Source organism: Xanthomonas sp. LMG 12459 (assembly GCF_009192905.1).
Taxonomy (GTDB): domain Bacteria; phylum Pseudomonadota; class Gammaproteobacteria; order Xanthomonadales; family Xanthomonadaceae; genus Xanthomonas_A; species Xanthomonas_A sontii.
Genome location: NZ_NSGT01000094.1, coordinates 1 through 23,400 on the forward strand (window position 1 = coordinate 1; position 23,400 = coordinate 23,400).

General features: G+C 67.8%; 21 protein-coding genes and 1 pseudogene. 9 read left to right on the top strand and 13 right to left on the bottom strand.

The window, feature by feature from the left end; translation table 11 throughout:
• Window positions 1-76: 76 nt before the first annotated feature.
• Window positions 77-1,426 carry an Nramp family divalent metal transporter gene (locus CEK65_RS18430; RefSeq protein WP_017913854.1) on the top strand — a complete coding sequence of 450 codons (1,350 nt, stop codon included), beginning with the start codon at window positions 77-79 and terminating at the stop codon, window positions 1,424-1,426.
• An 80-nt stretch (window positions 1,427-1,506) separates the two neighbouring features.
• On the opposite strand, the gene CEK65_RS18435 is transcribed toward CEK65_RS18430, so the two are convergent.
• The 3 genes from CEK65_RS18435 to CEK65_RS18445 all read right to left on the bottom strand — a co-directional run bounded on the left by CEK65_RS18435 (window position 1,507) and on the right by CEK65_RS18445 (window position 3,464).
• Window positions 1,507-1,872: a nuclear transport factor 2 family protein gene (locus CEK65_RS18435; protein WP_152182611.1), complete on the bottom strand. Its 366-nt coding sequence runs from the start codon at window positions 1,870-1,872 to the stop codon at window positions 1,507-1,509.
• 227 nt (window positions 1,873-2,099) lie between these two features.
• Window positions 2,100-2,552 (bottom strand): VOC family protein, encoded by a 453-nt coding sequence (locus tag CEK65_RS18440; protein ID WP_043092081.1) that lies wholly within the window; start codon window positions 2,550-2,552, stop codon window positions 2,100-2,102.
• An 81-nt stretch (window positions 2,553-2,633) separates the two neighbouring features.
• Entirely contained in the window at window positions 2,634-3,464 is an 831-nt protein-coding gene (locus tag CEK65_RS18445; protein ID WP_343192926.1) for an AraC family transcriptional regulator, read from the bottom strand.
• 563 nt (window positions 3,465-4,027) lie between these two features.
• On the opposite strand from CEK65_RS18445, the gene CEK65_RS18450 reads away from it, so the two are divergent.
• Window positions 4,028-5,545, top strand: coding sequence for an MASE1 domain-containing protein (locus tag CEK65_RS18450; RefSeq protein ID WP_193314833.1), 1,518 nt, complete (start codon window positions 4,028-4,030; stop codon window positions 5,543-5,545).
• Here the strand turns inward: CEK65_RS18450 and CEK65_RS18455 are convergent.
• Window positions 5,529-5,948: a hypothetical protein gene (locus CEK65_RS18455; RefSeq protein ID WP_152182612.1), complete on the bottom strand. Its 420-nt coding sequence runs from the start codon at window positions 5,946-5,948 to the stop codon at window positions 5,529-5,531. The genes CEK65_RS18450 and CEK65_RS18455 overlap by 17 nt on opposite strands.
• 299 nt (window positions 5,949-6,247) lie before the next feature.
• On the opposite strand from CEK65_RS18455, the gene CEK65_RS18460 reads away from it, so the two are divergent.
• Window positions 6,248-6,691, top strand: a complete 444-nt coding sequence (locus CEK65_RS18460) for an Rrf2 family transcriptional regulator (protein WP_043092084.1) — start codon at window positions 6,248-6,250, stop codon at window positions 6,689-6,691.
• 2 nt (window positions 6,692-6,693) lie between these two features.
• Window positions 6,694-7,614, top strand: coding sequence for an NAD(P)/FAD-dependent oxidoreductase (locus CEK65_RS18465; RefSeq protein ID WP_017913847.1), 921 nt, complete (start codon window positions 6,694-6,696; stop codon window positions 7,612-7,614).
• Window positions 7,615-7,765: 151 nt separating this feature from the next.
• On the opposite strand, the gene CEK65_RS18470 is transcribed toward CEK65_RS18465, so the two are convergent.
• On the bottom strand, window positions 7,766-9,931 hold the full coding sequence (locus tag CEK65_RS18470) for an ATP-binding protein (RefSeq protein WP_043091275.1): 2,166 nt from the start codon (window positions 9,929-9,931) through the stop codon (window positions 7,766-7,768).
• Window positions 9,932-10,313: 382 nt separating this feature from the next.
• Here CEK65_RS18470 and CEK65_RS21240 point away from each other — a divergent pair.
• A pseudogene (locus CEK65_RS21240) lies at window positions 10,314-10,451 on the top strand (GNAT family N-acetyltransferase); the annotation flags it as partial.
• A 68-nt stretch (window positions 10,452-10,519) separates the two neighbouring features.
• On the opposite strand, the gene CEK65_RS18480 reads toward CEK65_RS21240, so the two are convergent.
• From CEK65_RS18480 to CEK65_RS18490, 3 genes are all read right to left on the bottom strand, one after another.
• Window positions 10,520-12,205, bottom strand: coding sequence for an FAD-dependent monooxygenase (locus CEK65_RS18480; protein ID WP_148828997.1), 1,686 nt, complete (start codon window positions 12,203-12,205; stop codon window positions 10,520-10,522).
• 45 nt (window positions 12,206-12,250) lie between these two features.
• Window positions 12,251-12,706 carry a helix-turn-helix domain-containing protein gene (locus CEK65_RS18485; RefSeq protein WP_043091274.1) on the bottom strand — a complete coding sequence of 152 codons (456 nt, stop codon included), beginning with the start codon at window positions 12,704-12,706 and terminating at the stop codon, window positions 12,251-12,253.
• Window positions 12,707-12,904: 198 nt separating this feature from the next.
• Window positions 12,905-13,795 carry a LysR family transcriptional regulator gene (locus CEK65_RS18490; RefSeq protein ID WP_152182613.1) on the bottom strand — a complete coding sequence of 297 codons (891 nt, stop codon included), beginning with the start codon at window positions 13,793-13,795 and terminating at the stop codon, window positions 12,905-12,907.
• Between the two features lie 107 nt (window positions 13,796-13,902).
• Here CEK65_RS18490 and CEK65_RS18495 point away from each other — a divergent pair, with 107 nt between their 5' ends.
• Genes CEK65_RS18495 through CEK65_RS18505 form a run of 3 tightly spaced genes read left to right on the top strand, consistent with a single transcriptional unit; the run spans window position 13,903 to window position 18,372 of the window.
• Window positions 13,903-15,474 carry a proton-conducting transporter membrane subunit gene (locus tag CEK65_RS18495; RefSeq protein ID WP_152182614.1) on the top strand — a complete coding sequence of 524 codons (1,572 nt, stop codon included), beginning with the start codon at window positions 13,903-13,905 and terminating at the stop codon, window positions 15,472-15,474.
• 23 nt (window positions 15,475-15,497) lie between these two features.
• Entirely contained in the window at window positions 15,498-17,933 is a 2,436-nt protein-coding gene (locus CEK65_RS18500; protein WP_152182615.1) for a DUF2309 domain-containing protein, read from the top strand.
• A gap of 4 nt (window positions 17,934-17,937) precedes the next feature.
• Complete coding sequence (locus CEK65_RS18505) at window positions 17,938-18,372, top strand: helix-turn-helix domain-containing protein (protein ID WP_152182616.1); 435 nt, start codon at window positions 17,938-17,940, stop codon at window positions 18,370-18,372.
• Here the strand turns inward: CEK65_RS18505 and CEK65_RS18510 are convergent, their stop codons facing one another.
• From CEK65_RS18510 to CEK65_RS18520, 3 genes are all read right to left on the bottom strand, one after another.
• Window positions 18,373-18,894 carry an arsinothricin resistance N-acetyltransferase ArsN1 family B gene (locus CEK65_RS18510; protein WP_152182621.1) on the bottom strand — a complete coding sequence of 174 codons (522 nt, stop codon included), beginning with the start codon at window positions 18,892-18,894 and terminating at the stop codon, window positions 18,373-18,375.
• Between the two features lie 41 nt (window positions 18,895-18,935).
• A complete protein-coding gene (gene arsN2 / locus CEK65_RS18515; protein ID WP_152182617.1) occupies window positions 18,936-19,367 on the bottom strand; it encodes an arsenic resistance N-acetyltransferase ArsN2 in 432 nt (143 codons plus the stop codon).
• A 126-nt stretch (window positions 19,368-19,493) separates the two neighbouring features.
• Entirely contained in the window at window positions 19,494-19,808 is a 315-nt protein-coding gene (locus CEK65_RS18520) for a metalloregulator ArsR/SmtB family transcription factor (protein WP_017914549.1), read from the bottom strand.
• A gap of 41 nt (window positions 19,809-19,849) precedes the next feature.
• Here CEK65_RS18520 and arsH point away from each other — a divergent pair, with 41 nt between their 5' ends.
• The gene (gene arsH, locus CEK65_RS18525) at window positions 19,850-20,584 is read left to right on the top strand and encodes an arsenical resistance protein ArsH (RefSeq protein ID WP_152182618.1); all 735 of its coding nucleotides are present in this window, start codon (window positions 19,850-19,852) and stop codon (window positions 20,582-20,584) included.
• Window positions 20,585-20,917: 333 nt separating this feature from the next.
• On the opposite strand, the gene guaA is transcribed toward arsH, so the two are convergent.
• Together guaA and CEK65_RS18535 are read right to left on the bottom strand one after the other, a co-directional pair.
• Window positions 20,918-22,483, bottom strand: a complete 1,566-nt coding sequence (gene guaA, locus CEK65_RS18530; protein ID WP_010342916.1) for a glutamine-hydrolyzing GMP synthase — start codon at window positions 22,481-22,483, stop codon at window positions 20,918-20,920.
• Window positions 22,484-22,583: 100 nt separating this feature from the next.
• On the bottom strand, window positions 22,584-23,400 hold an 817-nt coding region (locus CEK65_RS18535; protein WP_193314835.1), incomplete at its 5' end, for an IMP dehydrogenase.

Sequence of the window (23,400 nt, forward strand, 5' to 3'; positions counted from 1 at the left end):
CACCACCAGACTCGAAACCCGTAAGGTCGCCGGCCGCGTCAGATGTGTATAAAGGACAGCCCCACGTGTCATTGCCATGGCCGCCCCCCTGCCCCTGCCGAGTTCCGCTGCCGCGCACGCCAGCCGTGGCGAGGCGCGTCCCAGCCTGGGCGCGATGCATGCCAGCGTGGCCGTGCCGCGCAGCGGCCTGGGCTGGCGCCGCTTCCTGGCCTTCCTCGGGCCCGGCTACATGGTCTCGGTCGGCTACATGGATCCGGGCAACTGGGCGACCGACATCGCCGGCGGTTCGCACTTCGGCTACCTGCTGCTGTCGGTGATCCTGCTGTCCAACCTGATGGCGATCGTGCTGCAGGGCCTGGCCGCGCGCCTGGGCATCGCCACCGGGCTGGACCTCGCCCAGGCCTGCCGTGCGCACTACTCCAAGCCGGTGAACTTCCTGTTGTGGCTGGCCTGCGAAGCGGCCATCGTCGCCTGCGACCTGGCCGAAGTGATCGGCACGGCGATCGCGCTGAAGCTGCTGTTCGGCATCCCGCTCACCGCTGGCGCGATCATCACCTCGATCGACGCGCTGCTGGTGCTGTTCCTGATGCGCCGCGGCTTCCGCGCGCTGGAAGCGTTCGTGATCGCCCTGCTGACGGTGATCTTCGCCTGCTTCCTGGTGCAGATCGTGCTGGCCGCGCCGCCGCTGCGCGAGGTGCTGTCAGGCTTCATCCCGCGTGCGCAGGTGGTGACCGATCCGGCCGCGCTGTACCTGGCGATCGGCATCATCGGCGCGACGGTGATGCCGCACAACCTGTACCTGCATTCCTCGATCGTGCAGACCCGCGCCTACGAGCGCACCGACCAGGGCCGCCGCTCGGCGCTGCGCTGGGCGCTGGCCGACAGCACCATCGCGCTGAGCCTGGCGCTGTTCGTCAACGCCGCGATCCTGATCCTGGCCGCCGCGGTGTTCCACGCGCACGGCCGCACCGACGTGCAGGAGATCGAACAGGCCCACGAACTGCTCGCGCCGATGCTTGGCGTCGGCCTGGCCTCGACCCTGTTCGCGGTGGCGCTGCTGGCTTCCGGCATCAACTCCACCGTCACCGCCACCCTGGCCGGGCAGATCGTGATGGAGGGCTTCCTGCATCTGCGCCTGCCGCCATGGGCGCGGCGCCTGCTGACCCGCGGCCTGGCGATCGTGCCGGTGGTCGCGGTGACCTCGCTGTACGGCGAACAGGGCACCGCCAAGCTGCTGGTGCTGAGCCAGGTGGTGCTGTCGATGCAGTTGCCGTTCGCGGTGATCCCGCTGGTGCGCTTCGTCACCGACAAGCAGCGGATGGGACCACTGGTGGTGCGCCGCGGGCTGGCCTGGCTGGCCTGGACGATCGCCGCGCTGATCGTGGTGCTCAATCTGAAGCTACTGGCGGACACCTTGCTGCACTGAGCGATCCCGCCACCGACGCCGTGCGCAGACGCGGACAGGATGGCCGCGCTGCGAACGGACGCCCGAACACATGCGCGTCGCTACCTGTCCTGGGCTGCAGCCAGCGGCACCACGTACGCCTCCAGTTCCGCCATCCGCCCATCGCGAAACCGCCAGACATCGCAGTAGGAGAACAACGACGTCCCGGCGTCGCCAGTCTCGAGCGTGATCTGGCCGAGGGCCACGACGTGGCCGTCGCCGATGATGTACTTACGAACGTCGAACTGCGGCGGCTGCCGGTAGGCCTCGGCCATCCACTCCCTGACCGCCTGCTTGCCCCGCAATGTGCGCTCGCCGATGAAGTGCCAGGTCGTATCTTCGGTGCAATGGGCGAGAAAGCCTTCGTAATCGCCGGCGGCGATGGCGGCGTTCGCGACCTGCAGGACGTGCTGGTTCGTCTCGGTCATCGGGATGGCTCCTCTTGTCTGAGAACTGTCGAGATGGCGCGAGCCTAGCGTCGTCGGTGTCGTGCCTGCGTACATGCGACGACCGCATCGCCGCGCAAGCGAAACGCGACGCATGCGGGCGTTGCGACGGCCCGAGGCAGTGATTCAGCGCATCGGCAGCGACGACGGCAACCCGCGTTCCCGCCAATGCGAACAGGCGCGCAACGGCGCGGGCAATGGCCGGCTTTTCAGGTTGTCTCTGCCTTCGCGAACAGCCCCGTATAGCGCCGCTGCATCTCCTCCGGCGTCACCGACTCGATCGCATGGCCGATCAGCCAGCGGTGGCCGAAGGGATCGCGCACGGTGCCGGAGCGTTCGCCGTAGAAGTGGTCCTGCATGCCGCGCTCGAGCGTGCCGCCGGCGGCGAGCGCGCGGGCGACCAGCGCGTCGGCATCGTCCACGTGCAGGTGCAGCGTGACCGGCGTGGCGCCAAGGTGTTCGGGACTGCGTACGCCCATGTCCGGATACTCCTCCGACAGCATCAGGGTGTGGCCATCCAGATCCACCTCGGCATGGCCGATCCGTCCATCGGGCTCGGTAAGGCGGAACAGTTCGCGCGCACCGAACGCACGGGCGTAGAACGCCATCGCAGCAGCGGCGTCGCGCACGCACAGATAGGCATACAGTTCGTGGATCGCCATGGCATGTCCTCGTGTGGGCCAGGTGCCGATTGTGGAACCCTGGGTGCGCCGCGTCTTGCAGGAAATTGACCTGCGCCGCGATCAGCGCGGCACATGCCGGGGGGCGGCGGGATCGGCCGCCCGCCGCCAGGCGGACGGGGTGACACCGGCCACGCTGCGGAAGGTGTTGGCCAGGTGCGCCTGGTCGGCGAAGCCGCTGGCGGCGGCAATGTCGGCCCAGCCCAGCGAGCGGTCGCACGCCAGGTCCAGCGCGCGCGAGAAGCGTTGCAGCCGCAGCCAGGCGTTCGGTGCCAGACCGGTCGCCTGCCGGAACATGGCGATGCAATGCCGATGGCTGAGTCCGCTGGCGCGCACCAGGGTCTCCACGCGCACGTCCGGATGCCAGCCACCGGAACGCAGCACGCACAGCGCCGGATGCCGCACGGGCGGGCGGCCGCCGGCGCGGTCGACCAGCCACCGTTCGAAGGCAGCCAGGCGCGCCGGCGCCTCGGCGCATGCGTGCAACCGCTCCAGCAGCGCATCGACCTCGCCGGCAGGCAGCAGCAGCTCCAGCGGCGTGTGATGCCCGGCCAAGGCGGATTCGGGCACACCGAGCAACACGCTGGTGGCGCCTGGACGCAACATCGCACCGACCGAGACCGCAGGCTGCGTGACATCGCGCACGTGATACGCCGTGCGTACCCCACCCACCACCGCGTGGCCGAGGCAATGGCCGCACAGGTCGTCCGCGTGATCGAACACCCGCAACGGTGCACCGCCGATCCGCACGGCGAGATGCGTGGCACCGGTCGGCAGCACGTGCTCGCGCGCAGGCAGCCACACGGCCGCAGACACCGGTGCGGGCTCGTGCGCCCACACCGCTGTCACCAGACCGCGCAATGCGGAAACGGGAGGTCGATGCATGGACGCCATGGCGCGATGCTACGCCTGTCATCGGCCCCGTCGGTAGTCCGCCCGACGACGCGTCTCCGCCGCCACTCCCGACGCGATGATCGAGCGCTGCCGCACAGGCTCGGCCGCACGTCGCCGGCATCAATCCGATTCGGTCACGCAGGAGTATCGGACGCTCTCGGAATGCCTCCGCGACGCACCTGCAGTGATCATGCCGCATCCGTTGTGGCAGGACGTTTCAGGTTTGCTGGCGCACATCCTTGCCCTGCTGTCGCAGTCACTTTCGAGGAGCACGTGGCCATGCATCATCGCACCTAGCCATGCTCGCGTGGCTCGACATCGAAGCGGTGGAAGACATGCTGCCGCCTGCACGAGCGACGCGCAGCATCACGCAGACGAAACAGCGGCACGACTGCAAGCGCCCCCTTGCCGGCTCGCGAATCCGGGCGAAAGAACCCCCGGCATTCGCCTGCATGCGTCGCGCACCTGCGACGCATTTCACACTGTCGTCGACACCGCCAACTGTCTACCCTCGCCGCCGATCCGGCTTATACAGTAGCCGCGACATACCACGGATGGCGGGAATGGCCGCGGCAAGAGATATCGCCAAAGGCGTTCTACTGAGCGCCACTTACTGCGCCGCCTTCCTGCTGGCCTGGCGGTGTTCCGTGGACCAGTGGTATCTGCCGGCCGGCGTGCGCGTCGCGAGCCTGCTGTTCCTGCCCGCACGGCGCTGGCCGTGGTTGCTGGCCGGCGATGCCGCCGCGCTGCTGACATTGCGCATTCCCATGAGTGAGACCTGGGGCGCGAGTGCCACCTGGGCATACCTGAGTCCGTTCCTGCTGATGCCCGCCGTGTCGCTGTTGCCGGTCCTGGCGCGTCAGCGGGTGCCTGAGCTGGCACGCAACGATCACTGGCTGCTGCCGCTGACGCTGGCGACCGCGCTGTGGAGCACGCTCTGCAATATCGCGATCAACACCGCGCTGGGCGGCCCCGCCGGGCCGGCGCCGCTCGATGTGCTGCTGCGCTACTGGCTTGGCGACTACCTGGGCACCTTGATGTTCGTGCTGCCGGCGTTGCTGTGGCTGCGCCGGGACGAACCCACGCGACTGCGGGCCTCGCTGTTGCGCGAGGGGCTGGCGTCGATCGCCGTGGTCGTCGTGCTGTCGGCGTCGATCGCCGTGGCCGGCGACGCGCTGCTGCGACAGTTGCTGATGGTCCTGCTGGTGGTCCCGGCGATCGTACTGACGCTGCGCCATGGCTGGCGGGGCGCGGCGCTCGGCGTGGTCATGGCGAACGTTGCGGTAGCCCTGTCCATGCCCAAGATCGTCGCACCGGGCATGCACGATGCCGATGCGTTCGTGGTGCAGATCCTGCTCGCCGCCACCGCCACGGTGATGTTCGCGTTCGGATCACGGATTTCCGCCGCCTATCGGCACATGCGCGACGACGGACGCCTGCGCGAACAGGCGCTGGCCTTCGCACAGGCCGGCTACCTCTCCGCCGAACGCACGCTGCGCAGACGGGTGGTCGACTACACCGACCTCAGCACCCAGATCAACAAGCTGCGCCGCGATGTGGTGGAGGATCTGCGCGCACGCGGCCATTACGCCGCCGCCATGCAGATGACCCGCACCGGCGTGATCCAGGCGCAGTTGCTGGACGAATACGTCACCGCGCTCTACCCGCTCGGCATCGAGACGCACGGCCTGTACCACACGCTGCACTCGCCGACCTTCGCCAACCTGTGCGCCACGGAGTTCCGCTGCCGCCTGCATGGCGATCCGCGACGCCTCTCGCTGGGTCTGCAACTGGTGGCCTATCGCTGCATCCTCGACGCCATCGAGACCCTGCCCGTGGCCCACACGCATCTGCTGCGCGCACGGGTATGGCGTGCGCAAGGACGACAGGGCATCGCCATCCGCATCACCGCCGATGCGGCGATGCTGAGCGCGTTGCGGCGCCGTCCGGAAGCGCCCGAGCGGGAACTGGCGGTCCGCCTGCAGGCGCATGGCGGCACCTGCCGGCGCCGCCATGCGTTGAGCTTCAGCTTTCTGGTGTCCGAAAGCCCGGCCTCCGGCAGCCTCACTCCACCGCCGTGACCTCCCACGCGTCACCGCGTGCATCCGAGTGCAGGCGCACCACCACATCGACCGTCCGGTAGATCACGCGCGACGGCATCGCAGGCGATGCCGTCAGCGAGACCCGCCCCACGTCGCTGCCCATCGGCAGCACCCACAAGGTCTTGCCGATGCGGCCGACCGCGGCACGGACCACGCCGCTGGCGTCGTTGATCTGCAGGTAGTTCACGCCATCGCGCGAGAACTCATAGACGCGCCAAGCCGAATCCGTCGCGAGATTCAGCGCCTTGGGCACGCTTTCGCCCAGCCCCTTGCCCACCACCCCATGCCCGCCGGAGGGGCAGCAGGACTGCGCCTGCGCCTGAAATGACAGCGCCAGTCCCGCTGCGACCACGATTGCCAAGCCCTTCGCCTTCGTTTCCATTGCATCGATCCTTTCCCACCCGGGGAATTCCGCCTGCATCTCAGGCGGGATCAAGGTACGTGGTCCGGGCCGGGAAGCGGTCGACAAACAGCATCGCCGCCATGGCGAGAGATCAGGTCGTTGCCTGTCCACGATGAACAAGCGTCGTGCCGGAGCTCGCCGCTGTTTCGATCGCACTCGCCGTGCGTTGCGGGCGCCAGACGCGCACATGTTCGCGGCACACCCCGTTGAACGCGATCGACAGCGCCGGGACGCAACCACGCTTGACCTGCCGCAACTTTCGAAACATCATTAGTTACATGAAACGCGACAGCCGCCTGTCCTCTGTCCTGCATGCCCTGCTGCACATGGCCGAGCACGATGGTCCCATGACCTCCGACGCCCTGGCCCAATGCCTGGGCACCAATCCCGTCGTGGTCCGGCGGACCATGGGGTACTTGCGCGAAGCCGGCATCGTGACCTCGGATCGCGGGCACGCGGGTGGATGGCGCATCCATGCCGACCTGGCCACGGTCACCCTGCGCCAGTTGCATGAAGCGCTGGGCGAACCGGCGCTGTTCGCCATCGGCAATCGCCACGAATCCCCGGAGTGCCTGGTTGAGCAAGCGGTGAATGCCGCACTCGAGGGAACGTTCGCAGAGGCAGAGGCGTTGCTGTTGAAGCGGCTTTCGGACATCACCCTTGCCGACCTGGCCGCCGACTTCGCGCGCCGGCATGCGGCGGCACGACGGACGAGGAGTTAGGCATGCACCACGACATCATCGTCATCGGCGGCAGCTATGCGGGCATGGCCGCCGCCCTGCAACTGCTGCGAGCGCGGCGTTCCGTGCTAGTGATCGATGCGGGCCAGCGCCGCAATCGCACGGCCCACCATGCACATGGCTTCCTCGGCCAGGACGGCGTGCCGCCTGGCACCATCGCGGCGACCGCGCGCCAGCAGCTCAGCGCCTATCCGACGCTGACGTGGCTGGACGCACACGCCCTGACCGCCACTGGATCCTTGGACGTCTTCCGGGTGACCACCTCCGATGGCGGCACCCACCAGGGTCGCCGGATCCTGCTCGCCACCGGCGTGGCCGACCAGCTTCCGGCCGTCGACGGCCTCGCCGAACGCTGGGGCACGGCCGTCTTCCACTGCCCGTACTGCCACGGCTACGAACTGGACCAGGGACGCATCGGCATCGTCGGTGCCGGCCCGCTGTCCGTGCACCAAGCCGAACTGCTCACCGAGTGGGGCAATGTGACCTTACTCGTCAACGGCGCACTGCAGCTCGACGACGCGGCCAGGGCTCTTCTGAGCGGCCGCGGCGTGGCGATCGAGGAGGCGCCCATCGACAGGATCGAGGGGCATGCCGACGTGGTCCTGGCCGACGGTCGGCGCCTGGTCTTCGCCGGCCTGTTCACGGCGACACGCACCACCCCGTCCTGTCCCCTGGCCGAGGCCATGGGCTGCGTGCTGGAGGAGACGCCAATGGGCACCCAGGTCCGCATCGATGCCGAGCATGGGACCTCGGTCGCCGGCGTCTTCGCCTGCGGCGACCTGGCGAAAGCGCCGCATTCGCTGTCATTGGCCGTGGGCAGCGGCGCCATGGCCGGCGCGCAGGTTCACCGCTCGCTGGTATGGCCGGAAACCTTCGCGCCGCCAGCATCAACGCGCACAGGATGACGCGCGCTCGGATTCCACTGCGGTATCGGTCTACGCCGGGCGAATCGCGCAGGCGCGATCATGGCAGGTGTAGCCGTTTGTCTCGGCTGCCCGTCCGCCCATGGCCACAACGCACCAGACGCGACGTGCGCGTACGCTGGACCTGACCAAGTCAGTCGAGCCCGGCAAACAGTCCGTGCAACTCGGCAAACCCCACCGGTTTGACCAGGTGCGCGTCGAACCCTGCATGCGCCGAATCGCGGCGATCGCTGTCCTGCCCCCAGCCGGTCAGCGCGACGATGGTGATGTCCTTGCCCCAGTGGCAATCGCGAATGCGGCGGCACGCCTCGTGCCCGTCCATGCCGGGCATGCCGATGTCCATCAGGATGACCTCGGGGCGCATGCGCGCACCGATCGCCAGCGCTTCCTCTCCGCCGCCAGCGGTGCGCACAGCGTGTCCGTCCAGTTCCAGCAGGGCGGCCAGCGCCAGCGCGATATCCGCATTGTCGTCGACCACCAGGATCCGGCGCATCGTTTGTGCCGGCCGGACATCCCCCGTGGCCGACACGGCAACCGGCGCGGCGTCGCAGGGAAGCCGCACGACGAACGCGCTGCCCTTGCCGGCCCCCTCGCTGCGCGCCTCGACGGTGCCGCCGTGCATCTCGACCAGCCGCCGAACCAGCATCAGGCCGATGCCGAGTCCACCTTGCGCACGCTCCAGGGTCCGGTCCACCTGGGTGAACAGTTCGAAGATGGCATCGACCTTGTCCGGCGGAATGCCGGATCCGTTGTCCGCGACCACGACCTCGACGCTGCCCGCGCCCGCCTCGACCCGCACCTCGATGTCTCCCCCGGGTGGCGTGTACTTGCACGCGTTGGTGAGCAGATTCCCGAACACCTGGGTGAGACGGACCGGGTCTCCTTGCAAGGGCAGCGGCGTCTCCGGCAACACCACGCGCAAGCGATGCCGCTGCTGGTCCAATGCAGGACGGCAGACCTCGACGGCCTGCTGGATCACCTCGGCCAGCAGCAGCGACTCGCGCCGCAATTCCAGTTTTCCCTGCTTGATGCGATTAACGTCGAGCAGGTCGTCCACCAAGCGCACCAGCTGCCGTACCTGCCGTTCCATGACCTCGTGCGCCTTCCGCGACAGCGCTTCGTTGCCATGCGAGCGCTTGAGCACTTCCAGCATGTTGCGCAACGGCGCCAGCGGGTTGCGCAGTTCGTGCGCAAGCATGGCCAGGAACTCGTCCTTGCGTCGCCGCTCCTGCGCCAGCTCCGCCTCGATCTGATGGCGCTCCACCAGTTCGGCGGCCTGCCGGGCGAGCAGGTCGATGTAGCGCAGCGCGTCCGGGTCGGGGCCGCCCGGCCAGCGGTAATGGTTGTTGAGCATGCCCAGCAGCCGACCATCGCGGCTGAGCAATGGCGTGCACTGGATGGAACGGATCTGGTCCTCCATTACGATCTCCAGACCCAACGTCCCCTGCAGACCTTCCAGCTTCTCCACGTCGGCCACGACCAGGCGCTGCACCTGCTTTGCCGCTTTCCCGCAACTGGCGTCCCATCCATCCTCGCGGAAATGCTCGACCAGCCGCGCCCCCAGGCCCTGATGCACGACGATCCGCAGGGTTTTCTTGACCGGATCGAAGATCTGGATATTGCCCTTGTCGGTGCCCGAGATGTCGGCGGCCGCGGCAAGGATCTTCTGCAGCAGCGGCTCGAACTCCCCTGGCCCGACCAGTTCGGCACTCAATTCCTGCAGCCGGGCGAGCGCGGCCATTTCCTTGCGCAGATGCGCGGCTGCCCGTTCCCGCTCCACCACGATGCTGGTCGCCAGTGCGCCGAATTCGGCGACCTTGCGCTCCCACGCGTTGGCCTGCCGCGCCTCGGAAAGACACAGGAAGAACGATCCGACCGCCTTGCCGCCCTGCCCGATCGCCGGGTGCGAATAGCACGCCAGAATGCCGTTTTCCAGGCAAAGCGAGCGCCAGGGTGCGGCCCACTGCGACGCATGTTCCACGTCCTCGCACTCGACCGGATGCCCCTCGTGGATGGCGGTGCCGCAGGTGCCGATGAGCGCCTCCCCGATCGGCAGGCCGCGGATGGCCGCGGCGAATGCAGGAGGAAAGTGCGACGAGTAACCATCGCCCATCGTGCGGCGGTCCCGGCTCGCCAGCAGCACACAGGCGCGGGCGTCGGGAACAAGCCGGCCGACGGCATCGGTGAGCGCATCCAGGCACTCGGCCATGGGCGCCCCAGACGCGATCATCAGCAACGCCTTACGCTGCTCCGCATCCAGTTGCGCATCACGCTGGGCCTGAGCCAGTTCTCGGTACACGTGCACCTATCTACGATCGCCGCAGCGGTGTTAATGGATAACACTGGAGACGATTCGTCATGAATGACACCGAGATCCGCCGAAAGCACGGCCGCCACGGTCCGTCGGAAGGCCATGTTGGCATAGGTGCCGCGTGAAGCGTGTGCGACGTGCATCAAGGTCTGCAGCCGAAGCTGCGTTTGGAATGTCTTGGGACGCAGCCCTCGGCGCCAGCGCTCCGCGCCGGCACCGATCCCGATCCTACTCACGCGAGGTCCAGCCCCTGCACTATCCGGCGCCATGCGATCTGCAGATCTCAGGACACGCGGCGCACCTGCTCCACGTCAGCGCGAGCCGCCGCCTTGGACGGCACCCACGCAACACGGTCATGCGCAAGAGGATCGTGACGAGGCACGTCAACGAACAGAATCATCAGGCTGTCGGCTTCTACGAAAGGATGGGCTTCAGGCGCACAGGCCGGTCCCCGCGCGACCACCAGGGCAAGCCCTATCCACTCATCCACCTTGAATACGCGCCTTAGGCGCACTGTGGCATAGCGCTCGCGGCCTACGCACGGGGCGACAGATACGGAGAGCGTAGGTGCTCGCGCTACTCTCCAAAGATCCTGGCGCAGTACGCGCGCAGCCGTTGCGGCGCGTCTAGCGGGCCGCGGAAGGCGATATGACCGTCGGGCCGCACCAGCACCATCGCGGGATCGCCTTCGATGCCGTAGGCGCCATGTGCCACCCCATCCAGGTCGAACAGCGCCGTGGCGTCGCCGGCCTGCGGTACCGTCTTGCCGAGGATCAACCGGGGCCGGATCCACTCCCACGCCTGGAGCTGCGCCAACGCATCACGCATCGCCATCAAGGCGTCCTGCTGCCGGGCATCGAACAGCAGCAAGGCCCAGCCCCACGTCACGCCATCGGGGTTGTAGAGATGCGCGAACAGCGTCGTGGACGCACCGTCCTGGGCGATGACGGCCGCATCCGGTGCGCGGTCGCCAGGATGCGGAACGCGTCGGTGCACGATCTCCCGCAATCCCTTGAGGTGGTCTTCGTTCAAGGGGCTGTCGGGATAGGCGACGGACAGTTGCTGGAGATCGTCGGTGCCCTGAATCAGGGCACCGATGTTGGGCAGGAAACTGGCGGCGATCCCCATGGCCGTATCCTTGATAACGCCGCGATACACGCTGTTGCGGAAGCCCTTTTCCTGCTGCGCATCCAGCCGGCGGTGTTCGCCGCCGCGCTCCAGCCCGTAGGATTCCAGCAGCACCGGTGCGGCCTTGCCGTCGAGCGCCATCGCCAGCCGCCATGCCAGGCCGACCGCATCCTGCAGCCCGGCGTTCATGCCCTGGCCGCCCGCGGGCAAGGTGAGATGACCAGCATCGCCGACCAGGAACACGCGTCCATCGGCGTAGCGCGAGGTCACGCCATGCTGGAAGCGGCTGTGGGTGATCCAGATCGGATCGCTGAGCTCCAGCGTCTCGTCCTCGGTGACCTCGCGCGCGATGGCCTGCAGTTCTTCCAGGGTCGGATCGCGATCGGGGATGCCCGCGTCGTCGGACAGGAAGAACAGCCGGTGGTAGCCCTCCCACACCGGCAGCACGCCGCAGAAGCCCTTGGGGTAATAGAAGAACCAGAGGTGATCGAAATCGGTGGAGCGGCGCCAGCGCAGTTTCGCGTCGAGCTGGCGGTTCATGCAGTGGGGCAGCTTTTCCGTCGCGAAGTCCGCGCCGATCTGCTTGCGCACGAAGCCTTCGGCGCCGTCTGCGCCCACCAGGTAGCGGCAGCGCAGGCGCTCGACCGGGCGCCCTTCGACCGGCTCACCGTCGTCGTTCACCGTCGCGATCGTCACGCTGACCCCGTCCGCATCCTGCTCGAAGCCGACCACCTTGCGGCCTCGTTCGAGCGCTGCGCCGCCGGTCTCGATCCGCCGGGCAAGCACGTTCTCGATGACGTCCTGGCCGCTGTACAGCACCTCCGGATACGGACTGGCGACCTGCGCGATGTCGATCGGATCCACTGTCTTGCCGTTCAACAGGGTGTTGATCCGGGTGATCCGGTACGCCCGCTCGGCCAGGGCATCGCGGATGCCGATGCTCGCCAGCAGCTCCTGCGGGCGCGCCCAGAGATTGTTGGCGCGCGAATGCGGCTTGGGCTGCGTACGTTGCTCGAAGATGCGGAATCGCACCCCGTGGTGCGCCAACGCGCAGGCGGTGGTCAGGCCGACTGGCCCGCCACCGATGATGATGACGTCCGTATCGAAGCCGTCGGGATGCGGGGCAAGCGCCATGGTCTCTCCTTGGGTTGAATCCTGCCGCGCGCAGGCTTGCGCGCTTCATTCGGCCAGCGACTGGTCGAGGGCGTCGCGCATGTCCAGGAGCACCGCGATGGCGGTCCTGACGCGCTCGGCACCCAGTCGGTCGATCAGGTGCTGGTCGAGCGACGCGACAGCGGCTTCGGCGGCGCCCAGGGCTGCGCGTCCTGCCTGCGTCAACACCACCAGCTTGGCGCGCGCATGGTGCGGATTGGTCTCGAATACGACGAACCCGTGTTCGGCCAGCAACTCGACCACACGCTGCACCGCCTGCCGGGTCAGGCCCATGTTGCGGGCGATATGCGCGACCGGCAGCGGCACCGGCGAGTAGCCCAGCGCACCGAGCACCTGCCACCAGGCGGTGGTCAGCCCGATCGGGCGCACCAACCGGTTGCCCATGTCGACCAGGCGGCCGTTGGTGGCGAACACCGCCAGCACCAGCTCGCGAACCAGCAAGGGAAGGTTTTCCGCAGCCATGCATCATCCTGTCTATTTGACAGCATGTTGTCAAATAGCCCGCGCCACGTCGTGTCCCTCGACCTGCCCCCCAAGGCTCCGCACGACGTGACTGCTGAACTTCGGCATGTGCTGTCGCGGTGCCTTGGGCGGGTCGGCCGCCACCCAGCGACCGCCGGCGACGGATCGGCGGCGGCATTGCCACGTCCGTCGCTGGCGCTAGGAATCTGCTGGCGCAGCGGTGGGCTGCAGCAGGAGCCGCACCAACGGATTGGGAAACCGCCGCGCCATGGTCACGGCGTGGAAGGTCTCCACGATGTCCGGCAATTGATCGCCCTCCACCAGCACGCCGGCGGCGATCTCGTCCTTGACCACGATCGGCGGGAGCACGGCCAGGCCGATGTCCTCGCGCGCCAGCAGGCGCATCATCGCCATGTCCTCCACTTCCGCCACGATCTGCGGGCGCACGCCCAGGCGATCGGCCAGGGCGTCGAATCCCGCGCGCACGCTGTTGTCCACCGTCGGCAGGATGATGGGATGCTGGCGAAGCCGATCGGCGATGCTGGCGGCATGACCCAGCCGATCCGGCGTGCCCACCAGGCTGACCGGTCGCTCGGCGAGCCGATGGGTGACGAACGGGGTCAGCGCGTCGCCCGGCGGCGCCTGATTGAGCAGGACCACGTCGAGATTGAGCGCCTCCAGCGCCCGCAGCAGTTCGCCGGCGCTGCCCGAGCGCAGGATCAGGTCGATATCGGTTCGGCCGAGCAGCGGCCGCAGGAACTCCAGCTGGAAGTTGCGCGACAGCGTGGCCAGCGAGCCGACCCGCAGCGCCTGCCGCGCGGCGCCGGTCTGCCGCAGCGTGCCCAGCAGTTCGTCGCCGGTGGCGAAGATCGCATCGGCGTGGTCCAGCGCGATCTGCCCCGCCTCGGTCAGGTGCAATTGCCGCCCGCGCCGCTCGAACAGTGCATGGCCCAAACGCTCCTCCAGCTTGCGGATCTGCACCGACAAGGCGGACTGCGTGAGGTTGAGCCGCTCGGCAGTGCGGGTCAGGTTGCCGTCGTGGGCCACGGCCCAGAAGTAACGCAGGTGGTTGTAGTTCAGAGCAGCCATCGTTCGATAATAACGAACGATATCGTGAAAACAATGAATTTTTGTTCGACCCCGCCGATCGCTATCGTGGCGCCGCCCGCCACTGCGCTCGATCCAAGGGGATTGCCTTGTCGCTCTATCTGCTGCCGCTCTCTGCCCCACTCCTGCTGCTGGTCGCGGCCGTGTTCGGCTTTGTCCGCAGCGGCCGACGCCCCCGCTTCCTCCCCGCCTTCGCCGAACGTGCCGCGCTCGGCGCACTGCTCGTCGCCATCGCCTCGCTGGCGCTGCTGATCGCCCGCGGCGCTGACGGCAGCGCATTTATCGGATGGAGCGGCATCGGCCTGTCGGTCCGGCTCGATGCGGTGAGCACCACGATGCTGCTGCTGGTCGCCTTCGTCGGCTGGATCGTGGTGCGCTACACCCGCACCTATCTGGATGGCGAAGCGCGGCAGGGCTATTTCACCGGCTGGCTTTGCGTCGCGCTCGCCGCGGTGCTGCTACTCGTGCAGGCCGGCAACCTGGTCCAGGTCGTGCTGGCCTGGATCGCCACCAGCATCGCGCTCAATCGTTTGCTGCTGTTCTATCCCCAGCGTGTGGCCGCGCAACGCGCCGCGCGCAAGAAGCGCCTGTTCTCCAGCATCGGCGCCATCGCCCTGGTGAGTGCGGCCGCGCTGGTCTGGAACAGCCTGGGCACCACCGACATCGCCACCATCAACACACTGGCGCGGAACGGCCAGCATGGCGGGGCCCTTACCGCGGCGGCCGCCTTGATGGCGCTGGCCGCGGTGCTGAAATCGGCGCAGTTCCCGACCCACAGCTGGCTCACCGAGATGATGGAGGCGCCCACGCCGGTGTCGGCGCTGCTGCATGCCGGCGTGGTCAACGGCGGCGGCTTCCTGCTGATCCGCTTCGCCGACCTGATGCTGGCGGCCCCCGGCGTGCTCGCCGTGCTGGCAATGCTGGGCGGGTTCACCGCACTATTCGGCGCGCTGGTGATGCTGACCCAACCCGCGGTCAAGACCTCGCTGGCCTGGTCCACGGTCGCGCAGATGGGTTTCATGATCCTGCAGTGCGGGCTGGCGCTGTTCCCGCTGGCACTGCTGCACATCGTCGCGCACTCGCTCTACAAGGCCCATGCCTTCCTGGCCTCCGGCGGCGCCGTCGAGCAGGTGGCGTCCATTCGCCGGCCCGGGCCGGTCGCCGTGCCCAATGGGGCCGCGGTCGGCCGCGCCTTCCTGATCGCGCTGGCGATCTATGTCGGGATCGGCGCCGCCTTCGGGTTCGCCTTCGGCTTCGGGCACAAGTCGCCGCAGGCCCTGGCCCTGGGCGCCATCCTGATCTTCGGTGTGGCCTATCTGCTGGCCCAGGGTCTGGCCGATGCCGCGCCGCGTCCGCTCACCCGAAAGACCGCGCTCTACGCCAGCGCCGCCGCGGTCGGTTACTTCGCGCTACAGACCGCAGCCGAATGGCTGACCACGGGGGTGCTGCCGGCGACGCCGGCGCCGGGTCGGCTGGAGTGGGCGCTGATGGCGCTGGCGGTGCTGAGCTTCGGCCTGGTTGCGGTGGCGCAGGCGCTGTTCCCGCTGTGGGCCTCGCACCCGGCCGCTGCCGGACTGCGCGTGCATCTCGCCAATGGCCTGTACGCCAACGCCACGCTCGATCGTCTGCTCGGCGGCTGGTCCGTCCGCAAGACCTCGTGACCCTTTACCGCCAGGACACCCCCATGCTGATGACCACCACCGATGCACCGTCCTTGTCTCACGAGCTGATCATCGCCGCCGCCGCGCGTGCGGCGCGGGCCATTCCCCCGCTTTGGCCGCTCGCCTCGAGCGTGGCGGTCAACCCCTTCCTCGGCCAGACCGGCGAACCGCTGCCGATCGCGGCGGCGCGGCTGCGGCGCGCCGCCGGCATCGCCATGACCATGCCGCGTGCCTGGTATACGCAGCGACTGCAGTCCGGCGAGATCGCCGCAGAGGATCTGCAGGCGGCCTGGCACAACGCGCCGGCGGCGCTGCGTCCGCCGACGGTGGCCGCGCTCAAACTCGCCGCCGATGCCATGCACCCTGCCCCGCAGGCAATTCCGACCGTCGCCGACTTGGCCCGCGACGTTTCGGCGATCGACTGGCCGGGCATCGTCGAAGAGCGCATCGGGCACTGGGCCGCCGCCTATTTCGATCAGGGCCAGGCGCTGTGGGTCGCCGGACAATCCGGGGGCGCCTACAGCGCGTGGCGACTCGTGGCGACACACGATCTGACGCCGGAAATCGCCGGGCTCACCCGATTCGCACAGCAGGTGGCAGACGCGCCAGCGACTGCCGAAGAAGCGATCGTCGAGGGGGTCGCCCGCCTCGGCCTCGCGCCAGACGCGCTGGAGGACTATTTCCACCGTCTGCTGACCACGCTGGGCGGCTGGAGCCAGGTTGCGCGGTATCGGCTCTGGCAAGCGGAGTTGAGCAGCGGAACCGATGCCTGCGTCACCGATCTGCTCGCCATCCGCATCAGCTGGGAAGCCGCGCTGCTGGGCAAGTTCGGTTCGGAGATCGCGCCCGAGTGGCGAAGCGCCATCGCCGCTTACGCCACGCCGGTGGCAGCGACTTCGGACGACGTCGTCGACAGCATCCTGCAGGAAGCGGCCGAACGAGCCGCACAGCGGCGGCTGGGCAGCGTGCTTGCAGCGCCCGCCTCGGCCCCGGTCGCCCCTGACCGGATGACATTGCAGATGGCCTTCTGCATCGACGTACGCTCGGAAGTGTTCCGCCGCGCGCTGGAAAGCCTCGATGCCGGCATCCAGACGCTCGGATTCGCCGGCTTCTTCGGGCTGGGCATTGGCCATCGGCGGTTCGCTTCGGACGTGGTCGAGGCACGCCTTCCGGTGCTGCTGACACCAGCGGTGCACACCTGCGCGGGAGCGGCGACGCCCTCGGTGGCCGAGGCGGACCTCGCCGCGCGGATCGCGGCCCGCGCGAAGCGGGCCTGGGGGCGCTTCAAGCTGGCCGCCATTTCCTCGTTCGCCTTCGTCGAGGCCACCGGCCCGATCTACGTCGCCAAGCTGCTGCGCGATGGCTTGGGACTGGCGCGGCACTCGGCGCCGAACGATCCCGCGCCGCGCCCGGCCGAGGCGCTCGACCTCGACACACGGCTGACCATGGCCACGCGCATCCTCACCGCGATGTCGCTCACCACTGGGTTCGCCCGACTTGTCGTGATCGCCGGCCACGGGGCAAACGTGGTCAACAATCCGCACGCCAGCGCCCTGCACTGCGGCGCCTGCGGCGGCTACTCGGGCGAAGTGAACGCGCGGCTGCTCGCCGCGCTGCTCAACGACCCCGAGGTGCGCGCCGGGCTTGCCGAACGCGGCATCGCCATTCCCGCCGACACGCTGTTCGTCGGCGCCCTGCACGACACCACGACCGATGCGGTCACGCTCTACAGCGCCGACCATGCTTCGCGCGCGCATGCCGCCGACCTCGACCAGGCGGCGCGTTGGCTGCACTCCGCCGGCGCACTGGCGCGCGGCGAGCGCGCGCTGCGCCTGCCACGCGCGCAGCGCAGCCAGGACATCGCGCCTCGCGCCCGCGACTGGGCCGAGCTGCGCCCGGAATGGGCGCTGGCCGGCTGCCAGGCCTTCATCGCCGCGCCGCGCGCGCGCACGGCCGGGCGCGACCTGGCAGGACGCGCCTTCCTGCACGACTACGATTGGCGGCGCGACGAAGGTTTCGGTGTGCTGGAATTGATCCTGACCGCACCGGTCGTGGTCGCCAGCTGGATCAGCCTGCAGTACTACGGCTCGACCGTCGCGCCCGAGGTCTTCGGCGCCGGCAACAAGCTGCTGCACAACGTCACCGGCGGCATCGGCGTGGTGGAGGGCAACGGCGGCCTGCTGCGCGGCGGACTCCCCTGGCAATCGGTCCACGACGGCGAACGGCTCATCCACGAACCGTTGCGGCTTTCCGTGCTGATCGAGGCACCAACTGAGGCGATCACCGACATTCTCGAACGTCACCCGCAGGTTCGCGCGCTGTTCGACAATCGCTGGCTGCATCTGTTCGCGCTGGACGACCAGGGCCGCATGGCGTCGCGCTACACCGGCGATCTGCGCTGGGAGGCGTGTCCTGGCAATGCGCCGTCCAAGCGCAGCGCCGTGCCGGCACACGCGTGACCAGATGTCACCTGGTCACATCGACCCACCTGTCGACGTCCCTGCACCTGATGCGGGGGGCTGCCTGGCGACGCATCAAATCCTGGATCGCATCGGTGACAAGTGGAGTCCTTACATCGTCGCCATGCTGGCGAACGGCCCGCAGCACTTCAACGCATTGAAGCGTGGCATCGACGGCATTTCCCAGCGCATGCTGACGCTGACCCTGCGCGGACTGGAGCGCGACGGACTGGTCACGCGCACGTTGTATCCGACGATCCCTCCGCGCGTCGATTACGCACTGACCAACCTTGGACGCACGCTATTGAAGCCGGTCATGGCGCTGGTCCATTGGGCGAACGAGAATCAACGCGCCATTGCCGAAGCGCATCGACGTTTCGATGAGGCGCCGGAGCAAGATCAGGTCTTGGTTCAGGGCGTCGTCTACCAGCGTCGCTAGTCAGACCCCGTTTTCGTGGGGCGCGGCTGGAAGAAGCAACTGCCAGTAAGCGACATCCACCCAACGGCCGAGCTTGTAACCGACCTGCTCGAAGTGCGCGACCTTCTTGAACCCCAGCGCCTCGTGCAGCCGGGCACTTGCATCGTTCGGCTGAGCGACACCGCCGATGACCACGTGCAACTCCAGCCGTCGCAGTGTTTCCAGCAGCACGCCATACAGAACAGCGCCCAGCCCTCGCCCGCGATGCCCATCAGCCAGGTAGATCGTGGATTCCACCGAACGCTGGTACGCCTTTCTCGCTCTCCATTGTGTGGCGTAGGCATACCCGGCAACCTCGTCGCCCACCAGCGCCACCAGCCACGGAAGGCCGACGCGCTGGACGTCTTCAATGCGCCTGGCCATGTCGGCCGACGTCACGGGATCCAGTTCGAACGTGACGCATGTGTTGGCGATGTAGTGGTTGTAGATGTCCGCGATGCGCTGGGCATGCACGGGACTGGCCGAAACGATGGTCGCTGTCACGGTCATCGACTTCCTTTAGTGATGAAAAGGCAGCGCCTGGATCACAGGCGCTTCGACATGCAGACGGCGCTGGACGGACAGAGGCGTTCGAACTGGCTCGACGTCACGACCAGCGGCGGCACCTGCCGTCGGTCGCACTGTACGTAGCCCATGGCGGCGAACACATCCTGCGCTGTCGTGGTCAGCAGATACAAGGCAAGCACCTCACGCTGCATAGCCAGGCGCTCTGCCTCCCGAACCAGCCGACGCCCGAGGCCATCACCGCGATGCCCGTCCGCGACGCACAACGAACGCAGCACGCCATGTTCGCCATGGAATTCGACAGCCACCGTACCGACCAGCCCACCCCGACGCGCGGCAAGGAACTGTCGCGACGCGTGACCGGCGATCAGGTCGGAGGTCGGCAACCCCGAGGACTGCAGCAGTTCTTCCGTCTGCGGATCGAACTGCGACAGGCTGATCACGACGTCCATGACATCACCTCGGTATGTGCAGAAGAACGACACGGCGGTTGGCGGCAGCCTGGCGATGCGCCGTCGGCGCGACATGAGCCGTGTCCACGCTCATGTCGCAGCCATCCCGCATCGAATCGTCAAGCGTCAGCAAATCCGTCGCTCTCCACAACCTGCGTCGCCGCCGCAGCAGTTCTCGGTCAGGTAATCGAGCAGGCGCGTCATCGTGTCGAACTCGGCTCGATAGCAGACCGTCCTGCCCCGCTGCTCGGCGCGGATCATTCCGACAGCAGCCAACTCCTTCAGGTGGAAGGACAGGGTCGGCCCCGGCAGGGTCAGCGCGCTGGCGATCTCGCCCGCCAGCTTGCCCGCCGGTCCGGCCTGGACGAGCAGCCGGAAGATGGCCAGACGGGTCTCGTGGCCCAATGCCGACAATGCCTTGGTTGCGGTCAAATGTTCCATTATTTTAGAATAATTGAATTAATGAACCCAGGCAATCGATCATGGACCTTCCCAATCTGGACCCAACGCTTGCGCCTGCAGCGGATCGCGCGCGCCTGGCCGCCGGCGATGCCGAGCACAAGCCGCGCATCCTGATCCTGTATGGATCGCTGCGCCCGGAGTCCTACAGCCGAAAGCTGGCACTGGAAGCGCAACGGCTGCTCGACTACTTCGGCGCCGAGACCCGCGTCTTCGATCCGCACGACCTGCCGATGGTCGATGCCGTCGGCCCGGACCATCCGAAGGTGCAGGAACTGCGCGCCGCGTCGCTGTGGTCGGAAGGCCAGGTCTGGGTGAGCCCCGAACGTCATGGCGCGGTGTCGTCGGTCTTCAAGAACCAGATCGACTGGCTGCCCCTGCAGGAAGGCAGCGTCCGCCCGACGCAGGGACGCACGCTCGCGGTGATGCAGGTCTGCGGCGGATCGCAGTCCTTCAACGTGGTCAACGCGCTGCGCATGCTTGGGCGCTGGATGCGGATGGTGACCATCCCGAATCAGTCGTCGGTGCCGAAGGCCTGGCAGGAGTTCGACGCCAATGGCCGCATGAAACCATCGGCGTACTACGACCGGGTGGTGGACGTCATGGAGGAACTGGTGAAGTTCACCTATCTGGTGCGCGGCCGCAGCGACTACCTGGTCGACCGCTACAGCGAGCGCAAGGACACACAGGCCGCCGCTGCACTGGCGGCGGCCGCAGGCGCGGTCGAAGCCACCCAGGCGGCAAAGACCGCGTCATGAAGGCCGTGATCTGCCACAACCCGGAATGCGAAACCTCGCGCAACGCCTCGCCCTGATCCGCGACGCGGGAGCACACCCACAGGTCGTCGAATACCTCAAGACACCTCCAAGCCGGAAGCGACTTGTGGAGCCGATCGCCGCATCCGGGCTGACGGTGCGGGAGGTTCTTCGAAGAAAGACACGCCGTATCAGGCGCTGGAGCTACGCAGTACCAAGCTGACGGACAGCGACCTGCTGGACTCGATGCTGGAAGGCGAGCGGGAACACTACCGAAATGCCAAGCCTGCTTCAGGGCGCGCCGATCAGCCAGCGCCGCCCACGAAGGAGGTCACCTCACTCCCACTCGATCGTCGCCGGCGGCTTCCCCGAGATGTCGTACACCACCCGCGACACGCCGCGCAGTTCGTTGATGATGCGATTGCTCACCGTGCCGAGGAAGTCGTATGGCAGGTGCGCCCAGTGCGCGGTCATGAAGTCGATGGTCTCCACCGCGCGCAGCGCGATCACCCATTCGTAGGCGCGGGCGTCGCCGACCACGCCGACCGACTTCACCGGCAGGAACACGGCGAAGGCCTGGCTGGTCTTGTCGTAGAGGTCGGCCTTGCGCAGCTCGTCGATGAAGATCGCATCGGCCTTGGCCAGCAGTTCGGCGTATTCGCGCTTCACTTCGCCGAGGATGCGCACGCCCAGGCCGGGGCCGGGGAACGGATGGCGGTAGACCATGCTGCGCGGCAGGCCGAGTTCGACGCCCAGGCGCCGCACTTCGTCCTTGAACAGTTCGCGCAGCGGCTCGACCAGGCCCAGCTTCATGTGCTCGGGCAGGCCGCCGACGTTGTGGTGACTCTTGATGACGTGGGCCTTGCCGGTCTTGCTGCCGGCCGACTCGATCACGTCCGGGTAGATGGTGCCCTGCGCCAGCCACTTGGCGTTGCGGAGCTTGTTCGACTCTTCGTCGAAGATCTCCACGAACAGGTTGCCGATGATCTTGCGCTTGGCTTCCGGATCGCTGACACCGGCCAGCGCCTGGAAGTAGCGGTCGGCGGCGTTGACGCGGATCACCTTGACGCCCATGTGCTCGGCGAACATCGCCATCACCTGGTCGCCTTCCTGCCAGCGCAGCAGGCCGGTGTCGACGAACACGCAGGTCAGCTTGTCGCCGATCGCCTTGTGCAGCAGCGCGGCGACCACCGACGAATCCACGCCGCCGGACAGGCCGAGGATCACCTCGTCGTCGCCGACCTGGGCGCGCACGCGGGCGATCTGGTCGTCAATGATGTTGGCCGCGGTCCACAGCGTGGCGCAGCCGCACACGTCGACCACGAAGCGGCGCAGCAGGGTCTGGCCCTGCAGGGTGTGGGTGACTTCCGGATGGAACTGCACGCCGTACCAGCGCTTGGCCTCGTTGGCCATGGCCGCGACCGGGATGCGGTCGGTGACGGCGGTGATGGTGAAGCCCGGCGGCACCTGCGACACGTGGTCGCCGTGGCTCATCCACACGTTCAAACGCGACGCGCCTGCGTGATCGGTCAACCCGGAGAACAGCGCATCGGCAGCGACCACCTCGACCTCGGCATGGCCGAACTCGCGCTGGTCCGCCGCTTCCGTGGCGCCACCGAGCTGCGCGGCCAGGGTCTGCATGCCGTAGCAGATGCCGAAGATCGGAAGGCCGCTGTCGAACACTTCCTGCGGCGCGGCCGGCGCGCCCGGCAACGTGGTCGATTCCGGGCCGCCGGAGAGGATGATGCCTTTCGCCCCGAAGCCGGCAATCTCTGCCGGATCGTGGTCCCACGCCCAGATCTCGCAGTACACGCCCAGTTCGCGAATGCGCCGCGCGATCAACTGCGTGTACTGCGCACCGAAATCGAGGATGAGGATCTTGTCGCTGTGGATGTTGGTCATTGGGGCCGGGAATCGGGAACGGGAAATCGGGAATGGGCAAAGCGGTGCAGACGCTGGTTCATCGATTCCCGACTCCCGATTCCCCATTCCCGGATGGGCGTCAGCCCATCCTGTAGTTCGGCGGTTCCTTGGTGATCTGCACATCGTGGACGTGGCTTTCGCGCTGGCCGGCACCGGTGATGGTGACGAACTTGGGCTTGGTGCGCATGTCCTCGATGGTGGCGCAGCCCACGTAACCCATGGTCGCGCGCAGGCCGCCGATCAGCTGGTGGATGATGCCGCTGAGCGGACCGCGGTACGGCACGCGGCCTTCGATGCCTTCCGGCACCAGCTTGTCGGCGTCGGAGGCGTCCTGGAAGTAACGGTCCTTGCTGCCCTTCTCCATCGCGCCCAGGCTGCCCATGCCGCGGTAGCTCTTGTAGCTGCGGCCCTGGAACAGTTCGACCTCGCCCGGGGCTTCCTCGGTGCCGGCGAACAGGCCGCCGACCATCACCGTGGAGGCGCCGGCGACCAGTGCCTTGCCGATGTCGCCGGAGTAGCGGATGCCGCCGTCGGCGATCAGCGGGATGCGGTCCTGCAGCGCCTCGGCGACCATGTCGATCGCGGTGATCTGCGGCACGCCGACGCCGGCGACCACACGCGTGGTGCAGATCGAACCCGGACCCACGCCGACCTTGACCGCGTCGGCGCCGGCGTCCATCAGCGCCAGCGCGGCGTCGCCGGTGACGATGTTGCCGCCGATCACCTGCAGCTGCGGGTAGGTCTTCTTGACCCAAGCCACGCGGTCGATGACGCCCTGCGAATGGCCGTGCGCGGTATCGACGATGACCACGTCCACACCGGCCGCGGCCAGCAGTTCGATGCGCTGCTCGGTATCGCCGCCGACGCCCACCGCGGCGCCGACCAGCAGCCGCGTG